The sequence below is a fragment of the Salinisphaera sp. G21_0 genome (assembly GCF_017744115.1).
Taxonomy (GTDB): Bacteria; Pseudomonadota; Gammaproteobacteria; order Pseudomonadales; family Endozoicomonadaceae; genus Endozoicomonas.
This window is the reverse complement of the sequence record NZ_JAGHQW010000042.1, coordinates 1-20,649: the sequence shown is the minus strand read 5'-3', so window position 1 is coordinate 20,649 and position 20,649 is coordinate 1. Positions and strand designations below refer to the sequence as shown.

Here is a 20,649-nt window from a genome sequence, read left to right as displayed (position 1 = left end):
GTTTTTGCCTTATGCGCAAAAGGACGTTGACATTGAAAGACCATCAGCCCATAAAATTGATACATAACAGCGCTACCAATAAACTCTTGATCGGGTATCATCTGCAACCAGTCAAGAACACAAAACAACACACAGCAACACCCGGAATTTAACCGATGACATTGAAGCACGCTTTTTACGCACAGTCTGGCGGTGTTACCGCTGTTATCAATGCCAGCGCCTGCGCGGTTATTGAAACAGCTCGTCGTTACCCGGATAAAATCGGTAAAGTCTACGCAGGGCATAATGGCATACTGGGCGCTTTGCGTGAGGAGCTTATCGACACCTCATGCGAGTCCGATGAAACCATCGGCGCATTACTAAGGACTCCCGGCGGAGCCTTTGGTTCCTGTCGTTACAAGCTGAAGTCATTTGAAGAAAGTGAAGCGGAATATCGTCGGTTAATCCAAGTCTTTCAGGCCCATAACATTGGCTACTTTTTCTACAACGGTGGCAATGACTCCATGGATACTGCCTGGAAAGTGTCCCAGCTCAGTGAAAAAATGGGATACCCGATTACCTGTATCGGAGTTCCCAAAACCATCGATAACGACCTGGCGGTTACCGACAACTGTCCGGGCTTTGGTTCGGCGGCCAAATACCTTGCCGTATCCACCAAAGAGGCCAGCCACGATATTGCTTCCATGTGCGACACCTCAACCAAGGTGTTTGTCATGGAAGTCATGGGACGACATGCCGGCTGGCTGGCAGCAGCTACCGGCCTTGCTGCCCGCCAGGATGGTGATCCACCGCATATTATCCTGTTCCCTGAGTTGCCGCTGGACAAAGAAAAATTTCTCAAAAAAGTCCATGAAACCGTCAATAACGAAGGTTATTGCGTGATCGTTGCTTCAGAGGGTGCCAAATACGACGATGGCAGTTTTATCTCCGCGTCAACAACGGTAATTGACTCCTTTGGGCACCAGCAACTTGGCGGTGTAGCTCCAGCCCTGTGTAATATGATTAAGCAGGAACTGGGTTACAAATACCATTATGCTGTCGCTGATTACCTTCAGCGCTCTGCCCGCCATATCGCTTCACGTGTTGACGTGGAGCAGGCTTACGCTGTGGGTAAAGCAGCGGTTGAACTGGCCGTAACAGGTCACAATGCCGTAATGCCTGCCATCGTTCGGGAGTCTGACATGCCATATCGCTGGGCGATCAAAGAGGTAGCACTGGAAAAAGTCGCCAACTTCGAACGTACAATGCCACTGGACTTTATTAATGAGGATGGTTTCAACATTACCCAAACCTGCCGGGGCTATCTTGAACCGTTGATTGAAGGCGAGGAGTACCCAGCTTACCTGAACGGCTTGCCTCGTTTTGCCAGGTTGAAAAAAGTGTTTGTCGAGAAACAGCTGGATACAGCATTCGACGTGTGATGTTAACTTAGCCGTTCATTGATTAACCCGGATATTTTATAAACTGCCCCGAATCTCACGCGGGACTTTGTCGCTCTAAGGGATTTTGTGAGGGAGCGCCGTACCGGGGAGTACGGTCGACTGAACAAAACTCCCTTAGAGCGGCAAAGGACAAGCGAGAGCGGGAGCACGTTTATGAAATATCCGGGTTAAGGTCGGAATAAAACCGAAAGTCATTCCGACCTTCATTCTTCGCCACATACATGGCTTCATCTGCCGCCTTGATCAAACCGTCAGCATCACTGCCATTCTCAGGGTAAAGTGCAATACCAATGCTGGTACCTACTTTTCTTGCAGTATCGCCCAGCTCATGGGGTTCCGTAAGTGCAGCAAGAATTTTATTGGCAACCGTTCTGGCATCTTCCGGGTTACTGACATCATCCAGAACCACGGCGAACTCATCACCACCCAGCCTGGCAATCAGGTCAACCTTACGGATACAACCCTCCAGACGACTGGCAACACTGGTCAGTAACTGATCCCCTGCATCATGGCCAAGCTGATCATTGATCTGTTTAAAATGATCCAGATCCAGAAACATAACCACTGTCTTATTATGGTAGCGGTCACTGCGGTCCATTGAGGACTGAAGAAACTCCCTGAATAACGTCCGGTTAGCCAGACCCGTCAGGCTATCATACTTAGCCATTTTCACTAGCTGGTCTTCCAGCTGTTTGCGCTCAGTTATATCCTGAAAGACAAACACGGCTCCCTGAACCGCGTTCCTGCTATTAACGATGGCCGCAATATTGAACTCCGCCGGAAATCTTCCCCGGCTCACGTTGATTAATTCAGTGGACTGTTTAAGTGTCCCGCCTTGTTCCAGGCACTCACGATAAATAGCTGACTTCTGCCATTGCTCCTGAGCTGTTTCACCCGTGGTGTCGTCCAAAAGAAACTGGCTGATGTGCTGATCCAGAAAAGCTGCTTCAACGCCGCCTAACAACTCACAGGCTGTCGGATTGATAAAAGTTATCTTGCCCTCTTTATCTACCCCGACAATACCTTCTCCTGCACAGTCCAGCAGCAGCTTGTTCTTCTGACTGATCCATTGCAGCTCCCTGGTTACCTGTTCAAGCTCCAGCCGCTGTTCCTCCAGTTGTAAAAATACTTTCACTTTACCCAGTAGAATTTCCGGCACAATCGGTTTCGGCAAATAGTCAACAGCCCCCGACTGATAACCCTTGGCTACGTAGTTTTGATCTTTATTAATCGCCGTCACAAAAATGATCGGGATATTAGCCGTTTGCTTGTTACTGTGCAGCAATGTAGCTGTCTCAAAGCCATCCATGCCGGGCATCTGCACGTCCAGAAGAATAACCGCAAAGTGATGGGCCAGAACTTCAGACAGTGCCTTCTCGCCAGAATCCACCTTGTGGATCTCAGCCCCCAGCGGCTTCAGTAACTTATCCATCGCCAGCAGGTTTTCCGGGCGGTCATCCACAACCAGAATTTTGACTTTGCTCTTTGTCTCCATACCAGACAATCCCTGTCTTATTCCCAAAAGGTTCCATAGATTCTGTCAGCCGACTGAATTCACGAGCCCAGCTTCCTGTATATCCGCAGCGTATTACTGACATCTTCAAGATGGTTTCTGATCTGGCTGAACTTCAGGTTCTCTCTGCGCCCGATACAGAGAAATCCCCTCGGGCATAAACTGTCGTTAATCAGAGTTAACGCCCTGTCCTGCAACTGTTCATTGAAATAAATAAGTACATTGCGGCACATCACCAAATGCATTTCGCCAAAAACCCCATCCGTCACCAGGTTGTGATTGGCAAAGGTCAGCCGTTCCGATAAACGACTGTTGACCTTGATTGAATCATAGAGGCTGACCCAATAATCACTAAGCTTATGCTTCCCACCGGCAAGGCGGTAATTGTTTTCATAAAGTTCAATATCTTCTGCCGGATAAATCCCCTTTTTGGCCAGATTCAGAGCATCATCATTGAAGTCCGTGGCGTAAATCTGACAACGATCCAGTATCCCTTCCTCTGCCAACAGGATCGCCATAGAGTACACTTCCTGACCGGATGCACACCCTGCATGCCATATCTTGATAAACGGGTAAGTCTTGAGCACAGGAACAACCTCTTCCCTCAAGACTTTAAAGACATCCGGGTCCCGAAACATTTCCGTCACCACAACGGAAATACTTTTCACAAAGCGATAAAATGCACGTTGATCGTGCAGGAACAGTGGAATCAACTCACTGATATGATTGATGCCGGTCTGCTCCATGTATTTTCTTACCCGACGGATCATGGATGCTTTGGCATAGTCATGAAAGTCATAGCCATAGTGCTTCTTGACAGCGACCAGCAGTAAGTCGAGTTCCAGATCAGCTACCGGGCAAGTCTCCATCATCGCAGCAGCCACACCTTCAGCATTGCTGTCAGCTTGTCCATATCCAGCGGTTTGGTCATGTAATCATTGGCTCCTGCCTCAAGGCATTTGGCCTTATCACCTGCCATAGCCTTGGCGGTCAGGGCTATCACCGGAAGTTCTTTGAATTCATTCATTTGCCGAATAGTGGCAGTGGCTTCATAGCCATCCATAACGGGCATCATAATATCCATTAATACCAGTTCAATGCCGTTTTCTTCCTCAAGCTTGCTGATCGCATTTTTGCCATTGTCTGCCAGCACAACTTCCAGCCCCATGCCCTGAAGGGCTTTGGAAAGAGCAAAGGTATTTCTCAAATCATCATCAACCAGCAGAATCTTGTGTCCATCAAGACGCTTCTCTGACCCGGCCACCGGCTCATCGGGCGTATCATCCACCTGATCCTTATTAACGGTATGCAAGAACAGGCTGACTTCATCCGTGATTCTTTCCAGGGCTCTATCACCTTTCATCACCATGGCATTGGTGAATTCCTGCAACCGGGAATGTTCTGTCTTATCTACAGGTTGCGCGGTGTGAATGACCACTGACGGCATATCTGATCCCAACTTGCCTGTCATTTTTTCCAGGAACTCCAGCCCTCGCACTTCTCCGAGTTCCAGATCCATAATCAGGCAATGCCACTGGTGATCAACAAGCCTCTTCTCAGCTTCTTCTGCTGTGCTGGCATACCCTACATGGAGCCCTTTTTGCTCCAGCATGCTGCCTACCTGGGATCTTTGCTCTTCATCCAGATCGAGAATCAGTACATCGTGAATATCCTGGCTAATGGCCTGCCCAAGTGTCAAAAACGCTTGATCAATATCGGTAACCGTCACGGGCTTTCTCAAATAACCAACAGTGCCAAGGCTGGACACCAACTGCGGATCCCGTCCCGAAACAATATGCACCGGAATATGTCTGGTTGACTCATCGCCTTTTAACTGAGCAAGTACCTCCTGCCCATCCATATCCGGTAAGCCTAAATCCAGAATAATGGCTGATGGTTGATGTTGTCGGGCCAGGGCAACTCCCTGCTCTCCTGTTTCTGCATGCAAACAGCCAAAGCGATGTTTACCCGCCAGTTGACCAAGAATGGTGACAAAATGAGGATCATCTTCAATAACCAACAGCTGGTAATCAAACGATGCCGCAGGCTCAGATAGCTCCGCCTCCTCCGGCTTATTATTTTTTTCTGGCTTTTGAGCAGGAGTCTCTGACGCTCCCACAGACTGGTCAAACACATCGGACACATAGTTTTCTGCCAGTACTTTCTCAGGGCCAAGAGAGCACACTGGATTAGTCGGCAGGAACAGGGTAAAGGTGGTTCCTTCACCTTCCTTGCTGTCCAGCTCAATAAAGCCCCCCAGAAGTTCTGCCATCTCTCTGGAGATCGCCAGACCAAGCCCGGTGCCGCCATATTTTCGGCTGGTAGACCCATCGGCCTGCTGGAATGAGCCAAAAATCGATTCCTGCTTCTCTTTGGGAATCCCAATCCCACTATCTTTAACAGCAAAACCAGTCCAGGTATCGTCTGAAAAATGGCCAGAGCGGGTTTCATTAAACATCCTTACCTGAACACTGCCTTCCTCGGTAAATTTGAACGCATTAGAAAGGAAGTTCTTAATAATTTGCATTAGCCGCTGGCTATCAGTGAAAACAGACCGGCTGGTACCGCTCTCTATGCTGATCTGAAATTGCAGACCACGGCTTTCTGCCAGTGGGTTAAACATGGCTTCAATACTGCCTTTGATCTCGTTCAGGGGCGTATCATCAAGATTGACCGACATTTTTCCCGCTTCAACCTTGGACAGATCAAGAATGTCGTTGATCAGCTCGAGTAACTCTTTACCACCGTTGTAGATCACCTGCGCAGACTCTACCTGGTCCTCTGTCAGGTTACCTTCGTCGTTTTCTGCCAGCATCTGGGAAAGGAGCAATAAAGAATTCAGGGGCGTGCGCAGCTCATGGGACATATTGGCAAGAAATTCAGATTTATATTGACTGGCCCGGGCAAGCTCCTCCGCCTTTTCCGTTATCTTTTTACTGGACAGCTCAATATCTTTATTCTTTCTCTCAATCTCTTCTTTCTGGAGCATCAGCTGTTCGCTGAGTTCTTCCAGTTCGACATTGGATTTCTGCAGCTCCTCACTCTGGGCTTTCAGCTCTTCTTCAGACTCCTCCAGAATACCGGCTCGCTTTTCCAGCTCTTCATTAACCGAACGCAGCTCTTCTTTTTGTTCCTTTAGTGCTTCGGATTGCTGGGTGGTGGTATCAAGCAGCTGATTAACCCGGGTTCGATACTGGGCAGAGTTAATGGCAATGGCAATACTTTCAACAGAATGTTGGAGAAACAGGCGCTGCTCATCCGTCATTGGACCAAGCCGTGCAAACTCAACTCCCCCTTTCAGATCATTTTCATAGCACAGCGGGACAATGATCAGATGAGTTGGTCTGGCAGAGCCCAGTCCGGACGCAATTTCAATATAGCCATCAGGTACATCGGCTATCTCCATCGTTTCCCTTTCCAATGCTGCCTGACCAATCAGCCCCTCACCCATGGCAAAAGACTTTGCATGTTGATTGCGTTTACTCCAGGCATAGGTGCCCATCAACTGCAGCCGGTTGTTATCATCTTTTACAAACATGGCACCGGAATGCATATCCAGATAGCGGGCAATATAAGTCACAATGTTACGACACAGCTCAGCCATCGCCTGCTCACCACGCACACTGTTATACAGCCCGGCCATACCTTCCTGAAGCCAGTTTTTCCGGGTATTTTCCGCACTGACGGTACGCAACCTTTCAGTCATCTGGGCAAAACTGCGACTGAGTTCGCTGATCTCATTATTACCGTTCAGGACAGTCCCTTCGGCATAGTCACCTGCGGCGACTCGATTGACCCACCGGGTAATTCGACGGATGGGCTTCACCAGTTGTCGTGTAACAAACAGAGCAATAACCACAACCAGGGCAAAAGTGATGGCGATAAGCACAAAAAGGCGTTGTTGAAAGTCCTGAACTGATGCAAAAGCATGCCGGTGCGTTACTTCTGAAAGGATGACCATAGGGGTTCCGGCAATATTTATTGGTAGATAAATCCCCAGAACTTCTTCACCATGAATGTAGCTTCGAATATGGTTCAAGCTTGCTTTAGCCGCCCGACCGAACACGTCCTGCTCGTCCAGATTTAAAGCGTCAAGACTTTCTGAAATGGATTCCAGATCATGCTCATGCTGGCCAATAGACTCAAAAGCATGACCATTATCTGCTGAGAATTCTCCGAAATGGTCCTCTTCCTCTCTGTAGCTCCCATCATCCTCAAGATGGCTTAACCATAGGTTAATGAGCGGATTATCATCGCCAAATTTAAGCTGCTCCTGATTTTCAAACCGGGTACCAAAGCGAATTTTACGATCCTTACCGACAAGAAACGACGAGAGACCGACGTCACTGGACTCACCTTTATCAAACATCACCTGAATATTCTTCGGGTGAATCTGCACCGCAATAAAACCCACCGCTTTCTGGAAGGAATCCGCCAGCGGTAATATTAAAAAGATGACTTTCTCATTGCCTATGGGCGGGTAGGCAGCAAGGTCGGCATACTTTGGCTGCTGATCATTCAGGCTGGCTTTAACAGCCAAGGAAAACAACGTATTTTCCAGTTCTGAAGAAAACAGGTTTTCTCCTAAATCACTGTATTCATTCACTGTGAAGAGAATATTGCCTGCCGCATCGCCCAGAATCACATCGGAGTAGTCATAGAATCGCAGGAAATCCACATACTCCATGGAGTACTTTTCATAGATATCCCCGTATTCCCTGGAATTAATAAACTCAGAAACCGGCTGGCTTTTAAATCCTGGAGCCATCACCAGTTCGGTAATAAATGCTTCGGAAGATGATGCCATAATGAATAAATTGGTTAACACCGTATCAAAGTATTCATTAATGCGTTGAGTTAACTGAAAATTTACTGATGAAAGCTGATCATAACGATCTTTGACAATGGCTTCTTTTCCGGTCTTGTACTCATTCAGCCCAACAATCACAACAGGCCCAATGGATAAAACAATAAACCAGAGAAAAAGCGTGAGTGCCAGACCACCCGTCTTTCGCTGCCTGTTTTCACTGGGTGATTCTGAACTCATGGCCTGATCTCTGTGCTTTGGCAAAGGATGGAGTCTGGAGCTTTTCCATCTCTTAATCATCGTTAAATAGCACAAAAAAATTAGGGTTCTGTCCCATAAGAACCAAAGAAAAATCCATCACAGAGATGACTGCTGCAGGTGGTTATAAACCAAGATGAGATCAACAGTGGGTATGCTGATGATTTGAAGGGGAGTGTTGTTCTGGACTGGTAAAAACCTTGGCGGGTACCCGCCAGGTCTTTGTAGCCATAGGCTTAACCCTGATATTGCCGGATGACTACTGAATCAGCATTCCAAGGGTAACCAGTGAACCCGCCAAAACGCTCAGTGAGCTGGCTAACATCAATACTTCCGGTGTGGTCAGCTTATCGTATTCAGGTTTCATGATGCACTTCCTTGTACTGCTAGTTCAGTTATAGGGAAAGTATAGTACTGGGAACATGGCCTTATAACCAGAACTACCACGCCACTTACTGGTTGATTTTTAAATGAATAAACAAAAAATAATGACAATTTTAATTACTATTAAAAGTTTAAATTGTTATTTTGATTCCAAAATATGGCTGATACTAAGGTTTTACCCAGTTAACCTATTGAAACCAAAGCGGCTCCTGCCAGAAGTTCTCTCAAAGCCGCGTATGGCAAACCCTTCAGAAATCAAAGGAAAAATACCGCAATCACCCTCCCAGATAGGCCTCCTGGACAGATTTATTCACTAGCAGAGCCTGTCCGGAGTCATGCAGAACAATCTTCCCATTTTCAAGCACATAGCCGCGATCAGCCAGCTTCAGTGCCTGGTTGGCATTTTGCTCAACCAGAAAGATCGTCATCCCTTCATCCCTCAGCCTGGCAATAATGTCAAAAATCTGCTGAATCACGATAGGAGCCAGGCCCAGTGAGGGTTCATCCAGCAGTAATAGCCTGGGCTTACTCATCAGTGCCCTTGCTATGGCCAGCATCTGTTGCTCACCTCCAGACATCGTGCCTGCCCGCTGGGTGAGGCGCTCCTCAAGGCGTGGGAATAGCTCAAGAACATGGCGATACAGCTGACGATAATCCTGCTCATCGGTAAAAAAGCCCCCCATGCTGAGATTTTCTTCCACGGTAAGCCGGGAGAAGACACGCCGACCTTCCGGCACCAGTGCGATACCGGAGCGCATGATATCCGCCGTATCATCCCGGGTAATTTCCCGCCCACCATAAAAGATCTGTCCACTGCTCGCCCGTGGATCACCACAGAGTGTCATCAGCAGAGAGGTTTTTCCCGCACCATTGGCACCAATTAACGTCACAATTTCACCGGCCCGGATCTCTACACTCACGTCATCCAGTGCCTGAATCTGGCCATAAAAGGTAGAAACATGCTCAAGGCTTAGCAGTGGTTTATCGTTATTCATACTCAGGATTCCCCTAAATAAGCCTTGATCACTTCAGGATGACTGCGGACTGCTTCCGGTGTTCCGGATGCCAGGGGCCTCCCCTGATTAATAACATAGATCCGGTCCGAGATTTCCATCACCAGTTTCATATCGTGTTCAATAAGCAGCACTGATACACCATGATTTTTTCTGAGATCGGAAATCAACTTATCCAGCTCCCGGGTTTCATTAGGGTTCAGTCCTGCTGCGGGCTCATCCAGCATCAACAGTTGTGGATCGGTCACCATACAGCGGGCAATTTCCAGTCGTCGCTGCTGACCGTAGGCCAGGTTTCCAGCTTCACGATTGGCAAACTCAGTCAGGCCCACTTTATCCAGCCAGTAAGCAGCCCGCTCCATGGCTTCTGCCTCACTCTTGCGAAACGAAGGCGTCTTAAAGAGCCCGGCCAACAACCCTGTGTTCAAATGACGGTGCTGGGCCACCAGCAGATTTTCCAGAACCGTCATGGCTTTAAACAAACGCACATTCTGGAAAGTTCGCACCACACCTAAACGGGCAATTGTAAAGCCAGGCAGCTTTTCTACCGCCCGGCCCTGAAAAATAATCTTCCCTCCGGTTGGCTTATAGAAGCCGGTCAGACAATTAAACACTGTCGTTTTCCCGGCACCGTTCGGGCCAATCATGGAGACAATTTCGCCTTTACGAACTTTGAGCGCCATCTGATCCACGGCCAGCAGACCGCCAAAGCGCATACTGAGATCCGATGCTTCCAGCAAACACTGACTCATCTTATAACTCCCTGCAGATTAAACGCTTTCAGCAATGGGCTGACGATTAACAGAAGCATCATCTTTTTTATCCGACTGATGATCTTTCAACTTCAGATGCGGACGTTTCATGGGCATCAATCCTTCAGGACGCCACATCATCATCAACACCATCATCAGGCCAAACATCAGCATCCGGTACTCCTGAAACTCCCGGGCAAACTCGGGCAGTACCGTCATAATAACGGCGGCAAGAATAACGCCCATCTGTGACCCCATGCCTCCCAGAACCACGATCGCAAGGATGATGGCTGACTCAATAAAGGTAAAAGACTCCGGACTAATAAAACCCTGCCGGGCTGCAAAGAAAGTACCGGCAAATCCGGCAAACGCTGCACCAATGGTAAAGGCCGACAGTTTGATGGCTGTTGGATTCAAACCCAGTGAGCGACAGGCAATATCATCTTCCCGAAGCGCTTCCCAGGCCCGGCCAATGGGCATTCTCAACAGGCGATTAATAATGTAGAGCGTTAACAGCACCAGAAGCAGCGCCAGGATATAAAGGAAAATCACTTTATAGCCGCTGCTGTAGTCAATCCCGAAGAATTCGTGAAATGGTACATTACCGTCTTCTTTGGCTCGCCGGGAAAATTCCAGACCAAACAACGTTGGTTTTGGAATCTGACTGATCCCGTTCGGCCCTCCGGTAATTGAGGTCAAGTTATTCAGCAAAATACGAATAATCTCGCCAAAGCCCAGGGTAACAATGGCCAGATAGTCTCCACGAAGCCTTAACACCGGAAACCCCAGGATAAAACCAAAGATTGCCGCCATAACCCCGCCGATCAACAGGCAGCTCCAGAAATCAAGACCAAAATATTGGCTCAGCAACGCATAGCTGTATGCTCCAACGGCATAGAAACCCACATAACCAAGATCCAGAAGACCAGCCAGACCAACAACCACGTTAAGGCCCAGACCAAGCATGACATAAATAAGTGCCAGTGTTGCCAGGTCCACCGCACCACGGGAAACAAAGAAAGGCCAGACCATCAGCCCGGCCACCACAAAACTGATCAGCAGCCGCTTCAGAGGTTTATTGTCATCCAGTGATGGCAGCTGAAACGGCGATAGTGGGTTATGTTTTTTGGCCCCCTGCCAGAAAGCAGAGATCGGGTTCCGGAATAACTGAACCAGAAAAACCAGAACAGCACCGGCAAGAATCAGGTGCCACCGTTCACTGGCCGCAAAGTAAACGACCAACTCTGTATTTTCAGTGGATAGCTGCACCCCGAGCATTAACACAGCAAGCAGCAACAGCGCTCCGGTTGCCATAAAAGCGGGAAACCAGCGCAGTGTAGTAGATGACTGACTATTCATACCTTTTCTACCTCCGGCTTGCCGAGAATCCCTGAAGGTCGGAATAACAGAATCAGTACCAGCAGACTAAAGGCGACGACGTCTTTATATTCGCTACTGAAATACCCTGCGGTAAACGCTTCGGTAACACCAAGAATCAGGCCGCCAAGTACAGCTCCCGGAATACTGCCGATGCCACCAAGAACCGCCGCTGTAAACGCTTTCAAACCCGCCAGAAAACCAATATAAGGGTTAATAACGCCGTAATAGAGACCCAGTAAAACACCGGCCACCGCAGCCAGTGCCGCACCGATAATAAAGGTCAGGGAGATAACCTGGTTGGTATTGATGCCAAGAAGCCGGGTCATGCCCAGGTCTTCTGCACATGCCCGGCAAGCACGCCCCATCCTTGATTTGGAAATAAACAGCGTCAGAAGTGTCATGGTGATAAACGTAATAATAAAAATCACCACCTGCATGTACGACAGAGTGACATTAAACTCATCAGCGGGCCCAAACGTCCAGCCACCGGTAATCAGGCTGGGCATTGCGATATCTCTCGAGCCCTGGGCGATACGGACATAATTCTGCAGAAAAATCGACATACCGATCGCCGAGATCAGGGCAATCAGTCGATTACTGTTTCTTAATGGTCGATAGGCCACCCGCTCAACGGCAAAGCCATAAGTACTGGTAATAATAATACTGATGATAAAGGCGGCGGCCAGCATCAGGGCAATACTGTCAACCCCCATCAAGGCAAGACCGGCCAGCACGGCAAAGGCAACGTAGCTGCCGATCATATATATCTCGCCGTGGGCAAAGTTGATCATTCCAATGATGCCATAGACCATCGTGTAACCGATGGCTATCAGGGCATAGGTGCTCCCGACAGTAAGGCCGTTCAGCAATTGCTGGATAAAATAATAGGCTGACTCAGGCATGGTCGAATCCATAAAAAAGGCCCGCATGTTGCAATAACGCTTATGGCGTTCTGCACTCCTTGCAGGCCTTTTACTGCTTTCTCGTTGTTAGACTGGTGCCGTCTGGTTATTCGACTGCACAGTATTTCCTTTATTGATACCCTGCCCATGCAGGCAGGGCACTGTTCCGATCACTTGGTCAGGGCAGTTTTGCTGCCATCAGAATGCCACTGATAAACGACAAAGCTGAAGTCCTTCAGGTCGCCCTTGCCATCAAAGCCAAGCTCACCGGTTGGTGTTTTGAAGTTATTGGCACGCAGGCTGCTGGCAACTTTCTCAGGGTCTTCACTGGCGGTCAGCTTCATGCCATCTGCCATGACCTGCACCGCAGAGTAAGCGGGAAAGACAAATGGGCCGGAAGGATCTTCACTCCTGGCCTTGAATGCCTCCACCAACCGGGCATTGGCCGGATCCTGATCAAAACTCTTGGGCAGAGTCACCAGCAGGCCTTCTGAGGCCTCACCGGCAATGGCAGAGATATCCTTGTTGCCGACACCTTCAGGCCCCATGAACTTAACATCCAGTCCCTTCTCTGCACTCTGGCGCAAAATCAGGCCAAGCTCAGGGTGATAACCACCGTAATAAACGAAATCAACATCCTCTTTCTTGAGCTTGGCAATCAGGGCAGAGAAGTCTTTGTCACCGGCCGTTACACCTTCATAAAGGGCGACTTTAACTCCGGCCTTCTGAACTTCATCACGAACACTGGCGGCCAGACCTTCACCGTACTGCTGCTTGTCGTGAATCACTGCCATTTTCTGTGGTTTTACCGAATCAATGATGTATTTCGCAGCCGTTGGCCCCTGCATGCTGTCCAGACCAATGGTTCTGAAAATCAGCTCATAGCCACGGTTGGTGATGTCCGGGCTGGTTGAGGCAGCGGTGATCATCAAGACACCTTCATCTTCATAAATATCAGAAGCAGGCTGAGTTGAAGAAGAACAGAGATGACCGACAACAAATCGAATATCGTCGTTTACAATCCTGTTGGCAACCGCTACGGCTTGCTTGGGGTCACAGGCATCATCGAAGACAACCCCTTCCAGCTCCTTGCCATTGACGCCACCTGCCTGGTTAATCTGCTCAATGGCCATTTTGGCACCAATAAACTGCATATCGCCGTACTGGGCAACCGGTCCGGTTACCGGGCCTGCCAGGGCAATTTTGATGGTATCTTCTGCGGATGCTATGGATGCACTGCCCAGTGCCGCTGTACCCGCTAACACGGCAGTAAAGACTGCCATTTTTTTATTGAATGATTTCAGCATGTCAGTCACTCTTTATTGTTGTTTTTCATGCCTGAGTTTACAGAGCATTCGCCAGAAAGTGGCCGCCCTCCCCCGAAACCCAGGACTAAACCACAGATTACGCTCAACGCAGGTCGCCAAGCATTTTTATTGTTAGCAATGGCTATATTAAGGATTTTTTCTATTCGATCCAGCCTAATATTGCGGTTTTTTTATGGAAACAGCGGGAGCCAACTATCAACTAAAGATCACAACTGTTCCAGAGAACCCGTTTTAATCATTTGCCGGTAATTGTTCTAACACCGTCGTTTGTACCCAACAGCAGCACATCAGCAGGACGACAGGCGAACAGACCATTGGTCACCACACCAACAATGCCATTGATCTTTTGTTCCAGTGCAACCGGGTCCAGCATCTTCATATTCCAGACATCCAGAATCACGTTACCATTATCGGTCACAACCCCTTCGCGGTAGGCAGGATCCCCTCCCAGCTTCACCAACTCCCGGCCAACATAACTGCGAGCCATGGGAATGACCTCCACCGGCAATGGGAATTCACCCAGCACACCCACCGCCTTGCTCTCATCGGCAATGCAAATGAACTCTCTGGCTACCGCTGCAATGATCTTTTCCCGGGTCAGTGCCGCACCACCCCCTTTAATCAGGTGAAGATGTTCATTGGCTTCATCTGCCCCATCAATATAAAAGCGCAGGTCAGACACCGTATTCAGATCATAGACAGGAATACCATGGGCCTTCAGCTGCTCAGTAGATGCCTCAGAGCTGGAGACACAGCCATCAAAATCATCCTTGTACTCAGCCAGCGCATCAATAAAAAAGCGCGCAGTAGAACCGGTGCCGACACCGATCACCATATCTTTTTCCAGATGGGGCAGGATATATTGCAATGCGGCTTCGGCGGTGGCCTTTTTGAGCTGATCCTGATTCATGGGGTTACCTGATAATACTGAGCGGTTAATAGGGCTGAAAACGCGCCGTATATTACACCATTTTCCGGCAAATTGGACGAGTGCCATCCTGAAGCTTATTCCTATAGAATGAGAGCTTCGCACTACTGCCTGAACTCAATAAAGCTAACAGAAGACACTAGCAGGACAGCATGCCACACCGTTATATACGAAAAATACTGGAAGCCAGGGTCTATGATGTCGCCATCGAAACCCCGATTGATGAGGCCCGCTTCCTCAGTCAGCGCCTGGATAACCGGGTTCTCCTGAAACGGGAAGACTTACAACCGGTATTCTCCTTCAAAATTCGGGGCGCTTATAACAAGCTGGCCCAGCTCACGACGGCAGAAAAAGAACGTGGCGTTATTGCCGCTTCGGCCGGGAATCATGCCCAGGGAGTGGCCCTGGCCTCCCGGGAGATGGGGATCAAGGCCACCATCGTCATGCCGGTCACCACCCCCGAGATCAAAGTAAAGTCGGTACGGGCTTACGGAGCCAGGGTTGTACTGCATGGCGACGCTTTTGACCAGGCTCTGGCACACTCTTTTACCCTGGTTGAAAAGCACGGCTACACCTTTATTCACCCTTATGATGATATCGATACCATCGCCGGTCAGGGCACTATTGGCATGGAGATCCTGCGTCAACAGACCGGTGCCCTGGATGCGGTGTTCATCCCGGTGGGCGGCGGTGGTCTGGCGGCAGGTATCAGCACCTATATCAAGTACCTGCGGCCCGACGTCAAAGTCATCGGTGTTGAGTTTGAAGAGTCGGCCTGCCTGAAGGCGGCGCTTGATGCGGGTGAACGGGTTGTCCTGCCCCATGTGGGCATCTTTGCCGATGGTGTAGCAGTGGCGCAGATTGGTGAAGAGACATTCAGGATCTGCCGGGAGTGTATTGACGAGGTTATCACCGTCACCGCCGACGAAATCTGTGCCGCGATCAAGGATATCTTTGATGATACCCGCTCTGTCTGTGAGCCCGCCGGTGCCCTGGGCATTGCCGGTATGAAGAAGTATGTCAGCCGGGACAAGGTCCGGGGCCAAACCCTGCTGGCCGTTGACAGCGGTGCCAACATCAACTTTGACCGTTTGCGCTATGTCTCGGAACGCACAGAGCTGGGTGAAAAGCGGGAAGCGATCATCGCCGTTACCATTCCGGAGCAAACCGGTAGCTTTAAACAGTTCTGTGAACTGCTGGGCCGCAGAAATATCACTGAGTTTAACTATCGCTACCATAACCCGGACAAAGCCAGAATCTTTGTCGGTGTTCAGGTCCACCCGGATCAGATGCCCATCGACCGGCTGGTTAATGAACTCCAGCAGCAAGGCTATCCCGTGGTTGACCTGACCGACAATGAAATGGCCAAACTCCATGTTCGGCACATGGTGGGCGGGCATAGCGAAGCGGTAAACAACGAACAGGTATACCGGTTTGAATTTCCGGAGCGCCCGGGAGCCTTATTAAACTTCCTGAGTAAACTGGGCCAGCGCTGGAATATCACCATGTTTCACTATCGCAACCATGGAGCGGCCTATGGACGGGTTGCGATAGGCCTGGATGTCCCGGAAGAGGAACACCAGCATATCCCGGAATATCTTGATGCCATTGGCTACCGTTACTGGTCTGAAAATGAGAATGAGGCTTATAAGGCGTTCCTGGGAGACTAGTACACCATTTCAATGAGTTTGAGGTGTATAACCTCCGTTCACCCTGAGCGGAGTTTAGACGCCATATAAAAAGAACCCATCAATTACATTGAAAACGTGTACCAGGAGGCTGACCATGCAGGTCGGCACCTGAAGAAGCCGACACCCGAACCAACCGTCATGCACCATGATCTCTAAGTTTTATGGCGTATGCCGGTGGGGCCTCGAGCCCAAAAATCCAATAAATAGATACTCACCAAACGATCCTACCTGCAACAACAAACTTCACTCTTTCCTGAGAAGAGGAACAGCCACGGAACTTATTAGTACTTTTGCACTCTAAAGGTTTTCGAGCAAATGAATCATAAGAATCAAGCAAGGGATATCATGTAATGGATCATATCAAGCTTAGTGTTTTGTCAGCACTATCACATTCATGGTGCAGACATTCAGAATCCTTACTGCTAATCAGGGTCATAAAATCCTTTGTTAATGGCATCAAGGCACTGTTTGGTCGTTATTCTGTCAGCGTTTTAGAGGGTAACACCCAAAAGCTGATGAAAGAACACCCAAATGCATGGTTTACCAAAAGACTCCATAAGCCAATAAGTGCTTATAACATAAGCATCCCGTCAGCCTGCAAGAGTTCAACCAGCTATATTTCCAATAAGATAGACAAACTGCATGATGAAGGGTGCCTACTTAAGGTTAAACTTGCTTTCAAACAGGATGGCAGTATTGCTCCAATTCCCATGTATTACTCCATTAAACTCTGGCACTCCAAGTGCCTTAATGGCTCAGCGCGTCGCTCTGATACTGACACCGTCGCACCTGGAGAAAAAATAAACTGCCGACACTTAGCCTGGGCTTATGCCACAAAAGTGTTTGGTCGAGGAAAAGAGACTTTTAAAAGAATAAACACCCCGAAAAAGATACAGTCAATCTTTGCAAATACACCTGATATTCCTTTAAAGGATGCGCTCCGTAATCCAGATGGATTAAAAAACGGCCCAATTACTAACAGATCCTTTTATGCCGATGGATATTATTTCCACGAGGGAGCGTTACCTGAGGCTCTTTCGGGACTGGTAGAAAAGTATTGGAATATGCCTGCTGGCGATGAAAAGAATTTCTACTTTCGGTCAAAAGTTAGTAAAGGCTTGGGCCACGCAATGGCCCTGAGATTAAAGAAGCAGGATGGATGCATGAAGGTTATTTTTTATGACCCTAACGAAACAATTATGCACAAAACATTCCTGCTCTCGGAACCAGGTTTGGCTGCACACATTACCAGCAAAGATCTACAAGCCAGTTACCGTAACATCTTTGATGGAGCACTAATTAATATTGATGACAGGAAGAAATCTGCTGATGAATGTGATGTCCAGTGCTTTGGTGGATCAACTGACGACTTGCGATGTTTAGCAGCAGGGCATGAACGTCATCCCTTATTCAGAGTTAGACGTAATGGTTGACAGGTCACCCCACAACTTACCTGACATTTTTTTATAAACCGGGATTAGCGGTCCCGGCTGATAAAAAATATACAGTTTCTCAGACATAAAACAACGCAACCGATGCGGCTGTCAGTGAAGCCAGAGACCAGTTAAAAGCCTTTAAACTTTGCTCGTTTTTCAGAAATCGCCTCAGTCCTGAGCCAAAAACCACCCAGACTGAACAACAAGGCAGATTGATTAGAGAAAATATCACCCCAACCAGTAAAACAGAAAGCGTGTAGTTATCACCGGGCAATGTAAAAACAACAGCACTACTGACCGCCATCATCAGGGCTTTTACATTCACAAACTGAAAACTGATGGCCTGAAGAAAAGTTATTGGTCTTTTACTGTCCGCCTGTTCTGAAACACTGGCAGCCGTGGCAATCTTCCATGCCAGCCACAATAGATACATGGACCCAATATATTTCAAACCCGTTTGCAGCTGTGGATAGCTCTCAAAGACACTCCCCAGTCCAAATGCAACCCCAAGAAACAGAATAAAGAACCCGATAGAAACACCTAGCATATGGGGAATACTTCTGGCAAAGCCATAATTTACCCCGCTGGCTGCCAGCATAATATTATTGGGCCCTGGTGTAATACTGGAGCTCAAGGCAAAGGTTACCAATGGTAACCAGAGTATCTCTATCTCATTCATTTTTCCCTCAGTATATTTTAACAATGCCCTTGAAATTGCCCCCATACAATCAAACAAACGACGATATTAAGGCTCCAATAAAGTATGATATACGGACAAAAAAGCGTGCAATTAATAAATTGTCACCATGACAAAGATATCATTTCAAACATAATAAAAAGACAATGGATAAAAAAATAAGCTTCCCGGGCTGGCTGAAATGCCTTTCCTTCAAGTCCGGCCCCAAATATATGGCTCTCGCCGATGCCATCGAGCAGGCCATTAAAAACGGGTCATTACACTCAGGCGATAAACTGCCTACTCATCGCTGGCTTGCCGATGTTCTTAACGTAACCATTGGTACTATTACCCGGGGCTATGCTGAAGCTGAAAGACGACGGTTGATTACCGCCAGAGTGGGCAGTGGAACCTTTGTTACCGGTAAGGTCTGGCAGCAGGCCCAATTCAATGTACCTCAAAAACCAGAGTCAACGCTTATTGATATGAGCCTGACCCTTCAGGTTCCGGCACCGAGAGAAGAGATACTGGCCGAGACGCTGCAAATGATTGCATCAGACCCTCTGCGCATGACTGCGCTGCTGGACTATCTGCCTGAAACCGGGCTTGAAAGGCATCGCAGTATCATTGCCAGGTGGCTTGCACCGCTGTCGATCCATGTAAATCCAGACAATATTCTCATCACCAATGGGGGCCAGCATGGCAATATGATGGCTCTTCAGGCAGCCACCCGGCCAGGGGACACCATCGTTTCCGAGTCCCTTACCTATCCGGGGTTCATTAATGCGGCAAGACAATGGCAAACTCACCATATAGGTTTGCCGATGGATGAGCATGGCCTGATTCCAGAAGCACTGGAACAATGCTGCCTGCAACACCGCCCGAAACTGCTGTATCTAATGCCATCCCTGCAAAATCCGACAGCGCTCATTATGCCAATGCAACGGCGAGAGCAAATCATTGAGATAGCACGCAGGCACAAACTGCTGATCCTGGAAGATGATGTACAATTCGTCTCTTCCGAGAAACGACTGACATCGCTCTACAGCCTTGCTCCTGACCTGGTAATTTACAGCGGCAGCTTCTCAAAAACGCTGTCGGGTGGATTAAGGACCGGCTACCTCTGCTACCCTGCTCACCTGAGAGAACGTTTGGTCATGGCCATAAGGAGCGACTGCTGGGTGCCACCACCATTGATGGCTGAAATTGCCAGTGAGTGGATTGAATCCGGTATTGCAGAACAACTGATTTGCTGGCAGACCGAAGCCATTGCCAGGCGTCAGGAACTCATGACCCACCACCTCAAAGGTATGGATATACAGGCACAAACTTATAGTTTTCATGGCTGGCTCAAGCTACCTGAACCCTGGCGGGCAGAGACTTTTGTACGACATCTGCATAATAAGGGAGTGAAAGTGCTCCAGTCAGAACTGTTTGCCGTTGGCAGCTACTCAGTTCCCCAGGCCGTACGCCTTTGTATCAGCAGCCCTGATAGTGACAATAAAGTTCAGTTCGCTTTGAAAACCATTCGGGACATCCTGACCGTAGAACTGGAACCCATCTATCGCCCACTGGTGTTCTAATAATGATGACAAACGACAAAATAAAACTGATTGCTAATTATCTGCTTTTCCAGCTTGGCTGGCTTGCTTGTGTTCTTTGGGGGGATCAAATTGCCCTGGCTGCAGCCGTAATAGTCCTTTTTATCCACTTGCTATGGATAGGTAACTGGCATAAAGAAAAACAAATACAGGCTCTTACCTTGCAATGCGGGGCGGACCATATATGACCCCGCTTTTCAGGGTGGTGATAGTGATTTTTCTTAGCAGTGAAAGCTGCTGGCTCTCTTATGTTTTCAGAAATTATGAATACGTCAGTTTTCAGGCTGTGGCAGTTGACGTGTATTCATCTGGAGTAGCTGCAACGGTGCGCTATCCAGTAACACATCCCACAGCCAGACTGCCTGACAAAACAGGTAAGGCTTCTCTGATACCGGTTGCCTGGAACTTTATCGGGCTGACAAGGTCGTACTCTATCGTTGTCATTCCCAAACGATTCTCCAATTGGAAACAGGGAGGACCTCCAAACAAACCATGCAGTCACCTTCCTCCTCAGCAGCCGCAGATACTGTATCCCGGT

The 20,649-nt window shown here is 48.6% G+C and carries 15 protein-coding genes; 5 read left to right on the top strand and 10 right to left on the bottom strand.

Annotation, left to right across the window (positions count from 1 at the left end; genetic code table 11):
• Nucleotides 1-155 precede the first annotated feature (155 nt).
• On the top strand, nt 156-1,421 hold the full coding sequence (locus tag J7439_RS18075) for a 6-phosphofructokinase (protein WP_209203353.1): 1,266 nt from the start codon (nt 156-158) through the stop codon (nt 1,419-1,421).
• A 172-nt stretch (nt 1,422-1,593) separates the two neighbouring features.
• On the opposite strand, the gene J7439_RS18070 is transcribed toward J7439_RS18075, so the two are convergent.
• From J7439_RS18070 to rpiA, 9 genes are all read right to left on the bottom strand, one after another.
• The gene (locus J7439_RS18070) at nt 1,594-2,937 is read right to left on the bottom strand and encodes a two-component system response regulator (protein WP_209203352.1); all 1,344 of its coding nucleotides are present in this window, start codon (nt 2,935-2,937) and stop codon (nt 1,594-1,596) included.
• A gap of 59 nt (nt 2,938-2,996) precedes the next feature.
• The gene (locus J7439_RS18065; protein ID WP_209203351.1) at nt 2,997-3,827 is read right to left on the bottom strand and encodes a CheR family methyltransferase; all 831 of its coding nucleotides are present in this window, start codon (nt 3,825-3,827) and stop codon (nt 2,997-2,999) included.
• Nucleotides 3,824-8,002 (bottom strand): response regulator, encoded by a 4,179-nt coding sequence (locus tag J7439_RS18060; RefSeq protein ID WP_209203350.1) that lies wholly within the window; start codon nt 8,000-8,002, stop codon nt 3,824-3,826. Before J7439_RS18060 ends, J7439_RS18065 begins: the two co-directional genes overlap by 4 nt.
• Nucleotides 8,003-8,679: 677 nt before the next feature.
• A complete protein-coding gene (locus J7439_RS18055) occupies nt 8,680-9,381 on the bottom strand; it encodes an ABC transporter ATP-binding protein (RefSeq protein ID WP_209203383.1) in 702 nt (233 codons plus the stop codon).
• Between the two features lie 20 nt (nt 9,382-9,401).
• Nucleotides 9,402-10,133: a high-affinity branched-chain amino acid ABC transporter ATP-binding protein LivG gene (livG, locus tag J7439_RS18050; RefSeq protein ID WP_502950427.1), complete on the bottom strand. Its 732-nt coding sequence runs from the start codon at nt 10,131-10,133 to the stop codon at nt 9,402-9,404.
• 54 nt (nt 10,134-10,187) lie between these two features.
• A complete protein-coding gene (locus J7439_RS18045) occupies nt 10,188-11,528 on the bottom strand; it encodes a high-affinity branched-chain amino acid ABC transporter permease LivM (RefSeq protein ID WP_286198428.1) in 1,341 nt (446 codons plus the stop codon).
• The gene (gene livH / locus J7439_RS18040) at nt 11,525-12,451 is read right to left on the bottom strand and encodes a high-affinity branched-chain amino acid ABC transporter permease LivH (RefSeq protein ID WP_209203348.1); all 927 of its coding nucleotides are present in this window, start codon (nt 12,449-12,451) and stop codon (nt 11,525-11,527) included. The genes J7439_RS18045 and livH overlap by 4 nt, the downstream gene beginning before the upstream one ends.
• Before the next feature lie 170 nt (nt 12,452-12,621).
• A complete protein-coding gene (locus tag J7439_RS18035) occupies nt 12,622-13,734 on the bottom strand; it encodes a branched-chain amino acid ABC transporter substrate-binding protein (protein WP_209203381.1) in 1,113 nt (370 codons plus the stop codon).
• Nucleotides 13,735-14,014: 280 nt separating this feature from the next.
• On the bottom strand, nt 14,015-14,689 hold the full coding sequence (gene rpiA / locus J7439_RS18030) for a ribose-5-phosphate isomerase RpiA (protein ID WP_209203347.1): 675 nt from the start codon (nt 14,687-14,689) through the stop codon (nt 14,015-14,017).
• A 170-nt stretch (nt 14,690-14,859) separates the two neighbouring features.
• Here rpiA and ilvA point away from each other — a divergent pair, with 170 nt between their 5' ends.
• Nucleotides 14,860-16,377, top strand: a complete 1,518-nt coding sequence (ilvA, locus tag J7439_RS18025; protein WP_209203346.1) for a threonine ammonia-lyase, biosynthetic — start codon at nt 14,860-14,862, stop codon at nt 16,375-16,377.
• A 371-nt stretch (nt 16,378-16,748) separates the two neighbouring features.
• Complete coding sequence (locus J7439_RS18020; RefSeq protein WP_209203345.1) at nt 16,749-17,831, top strand: hypothetical protein; 1,083 nt, start codon at nt 16,749-16,751, stop codon at nt 17,829-17,831.
• Between the two features lie 79 nt (nt 17,832-17,910).
• Here the strand turns inward: J7439_RS18020 and J7439_RS18015 are convergent, their stop codons facing one another.
• On the bottom strand, nt 17,911-18,513 hold the full coding sequence (locus J7439_RS18015; RefSeq protein ID WP_209203344.1) for a LysE family translocator: 603 nt from the start codon (nt 18,511-18,513) through the stop codon (nt 17,911-17,913).
• Nucleotides 18,514-18,743: 230 nt separating this feature from the next.
• Here J7439_RS18015 and J7439_RS18010 point away from each other — a divergent pair, with 230 nt between their 5' ends.
• Nucleotides 18,744-20,093, top strand: a complete 1,350-nt coding sequence (locus J7439_RS18010; protein ID WP_209203343.1) for an aminotransferase-like domain-containing protein — start codon at nt 18,744-18,746, stop codon at nt 20,091-20,093.
• Nucleotides 20,094-20,095: 2 nt separating this feature from the next.
• Nucleotides 20,096-20,299 (top strand): DUF2878 family protein, encoded by a 204-nt coding sequence (locus tag J7439_RS18005; protein ID WP_209203342.1) that lies wholly within the window; start codon nt 20,096-20,098, stop codon nt 20,297-20,299.
• Nucleotides 20,300-20,649 lie beyond the last annotated feature (350 nt).

What these genes read in the sequence shown, in the direction of transcription:
- J7439_RS18035 (WP_209203381.1), bottom strand. Translation starts at nt 13,734, where the DNA reads ATGGCAGTCTTTACTGCCGTGTTAGCGGGTACAGCGGCACTGGGCAGT.
- J7439_RS18075 (WP_209203353.1), top strand. Translation starts at nt 156, where the DNA reads ATGACATTGAAGCACGCTTTTTACGCACAGTCTGGCGGTGTTACCGCT.
- rpiA (WP_209203347.1), bottom strand. Translation starts at nt 14,689, where the DNA reads ATGAATCAGGATCAGCTCAAAAAGGCCACCGCCGAAGCCGCATTGCAA.
- J7439_RS18065 (WP_209203351.1), bottom strand. Translation starts at nt 3,827, where the DNA reads ATGATGGAGACTTGCCCGGTAGCTGATCTGGAACTCGACTTACTGCTG.
- J7439_RS18015 (WP_209203344.1), bottom strand. Translation starts at nt 18,513, where the DNA reads ATGAATGAGATAGAGATACTCTGGTTACCATTGGTAACCTTTGCCTTG.
- J7439_RS18010 (WP_209203343.1), top strand. Translation starts at nt 18,744, where the DNA reads ATGGCTCTCGCCGATGCCATCGAGCAGGCCATTAAAAACGGGTCATTA.
- J7439_RS18005 (WP_209203342.1), top strand. Translation starts at nt 20,096, where the DNA reads ATGATGACAAACGACAAAATAAAACTGATTGCTAATTATCTGCTTTTC.
- J7439_RS18070 (WP_209203352.1), bottom strand. Translation starts at nt 2,937, where the DNA reads ATGGAGACAAAGAGCAAAGTCAAAATTCTGGTTGTGGATGACCGCCCG.
- J7439_RS18045 (WP_286198428.1), bottom strand. Translation starts at nt 11,528, where the DNA reads ATGAATAGTCAGTCATCTACTACACTGCGCTGGTTTCCCGCTTTTATG.
- ilvA (WP_209203346.1), top strand. Translation starts at nt 14,860, where the DNA reads ATGCCACACCGTTATATACGAAAAATACTGGAAGCCAGGGTCTATGAT.
- livH (WP_209203348.1), bottom strand. Translation starts at nt 12,451, where the DNA reads ATGCCTGAGTCAGCCTATTATTTTATCCAGCAATTGCTGAACGGCCTT.
- livG (WP_502950427.1), bottom strand. Translation starts at nt 10,133, where the DNA reads ATGCGCTTTGGCGGTCTGCTGGCCGTGGATCAGATGGCGCTCAAAGTT.
- J7439_RS18060 (WP_209203350.1), bottom strand. Translation starts at nt 8,002, where the DNA reads ATGAGTTCAGAATCACCCAGTGAAAACAGGCAGCGAAAGACGGGTGGT.
- J7439_RS18020 (WP_209203345.1), top strand. Translation starts at nt 16,749, where the DNA reads ATGGATCATATCAAGCTTAGTGTTTTGTCAGCACTATCACATTCATGG.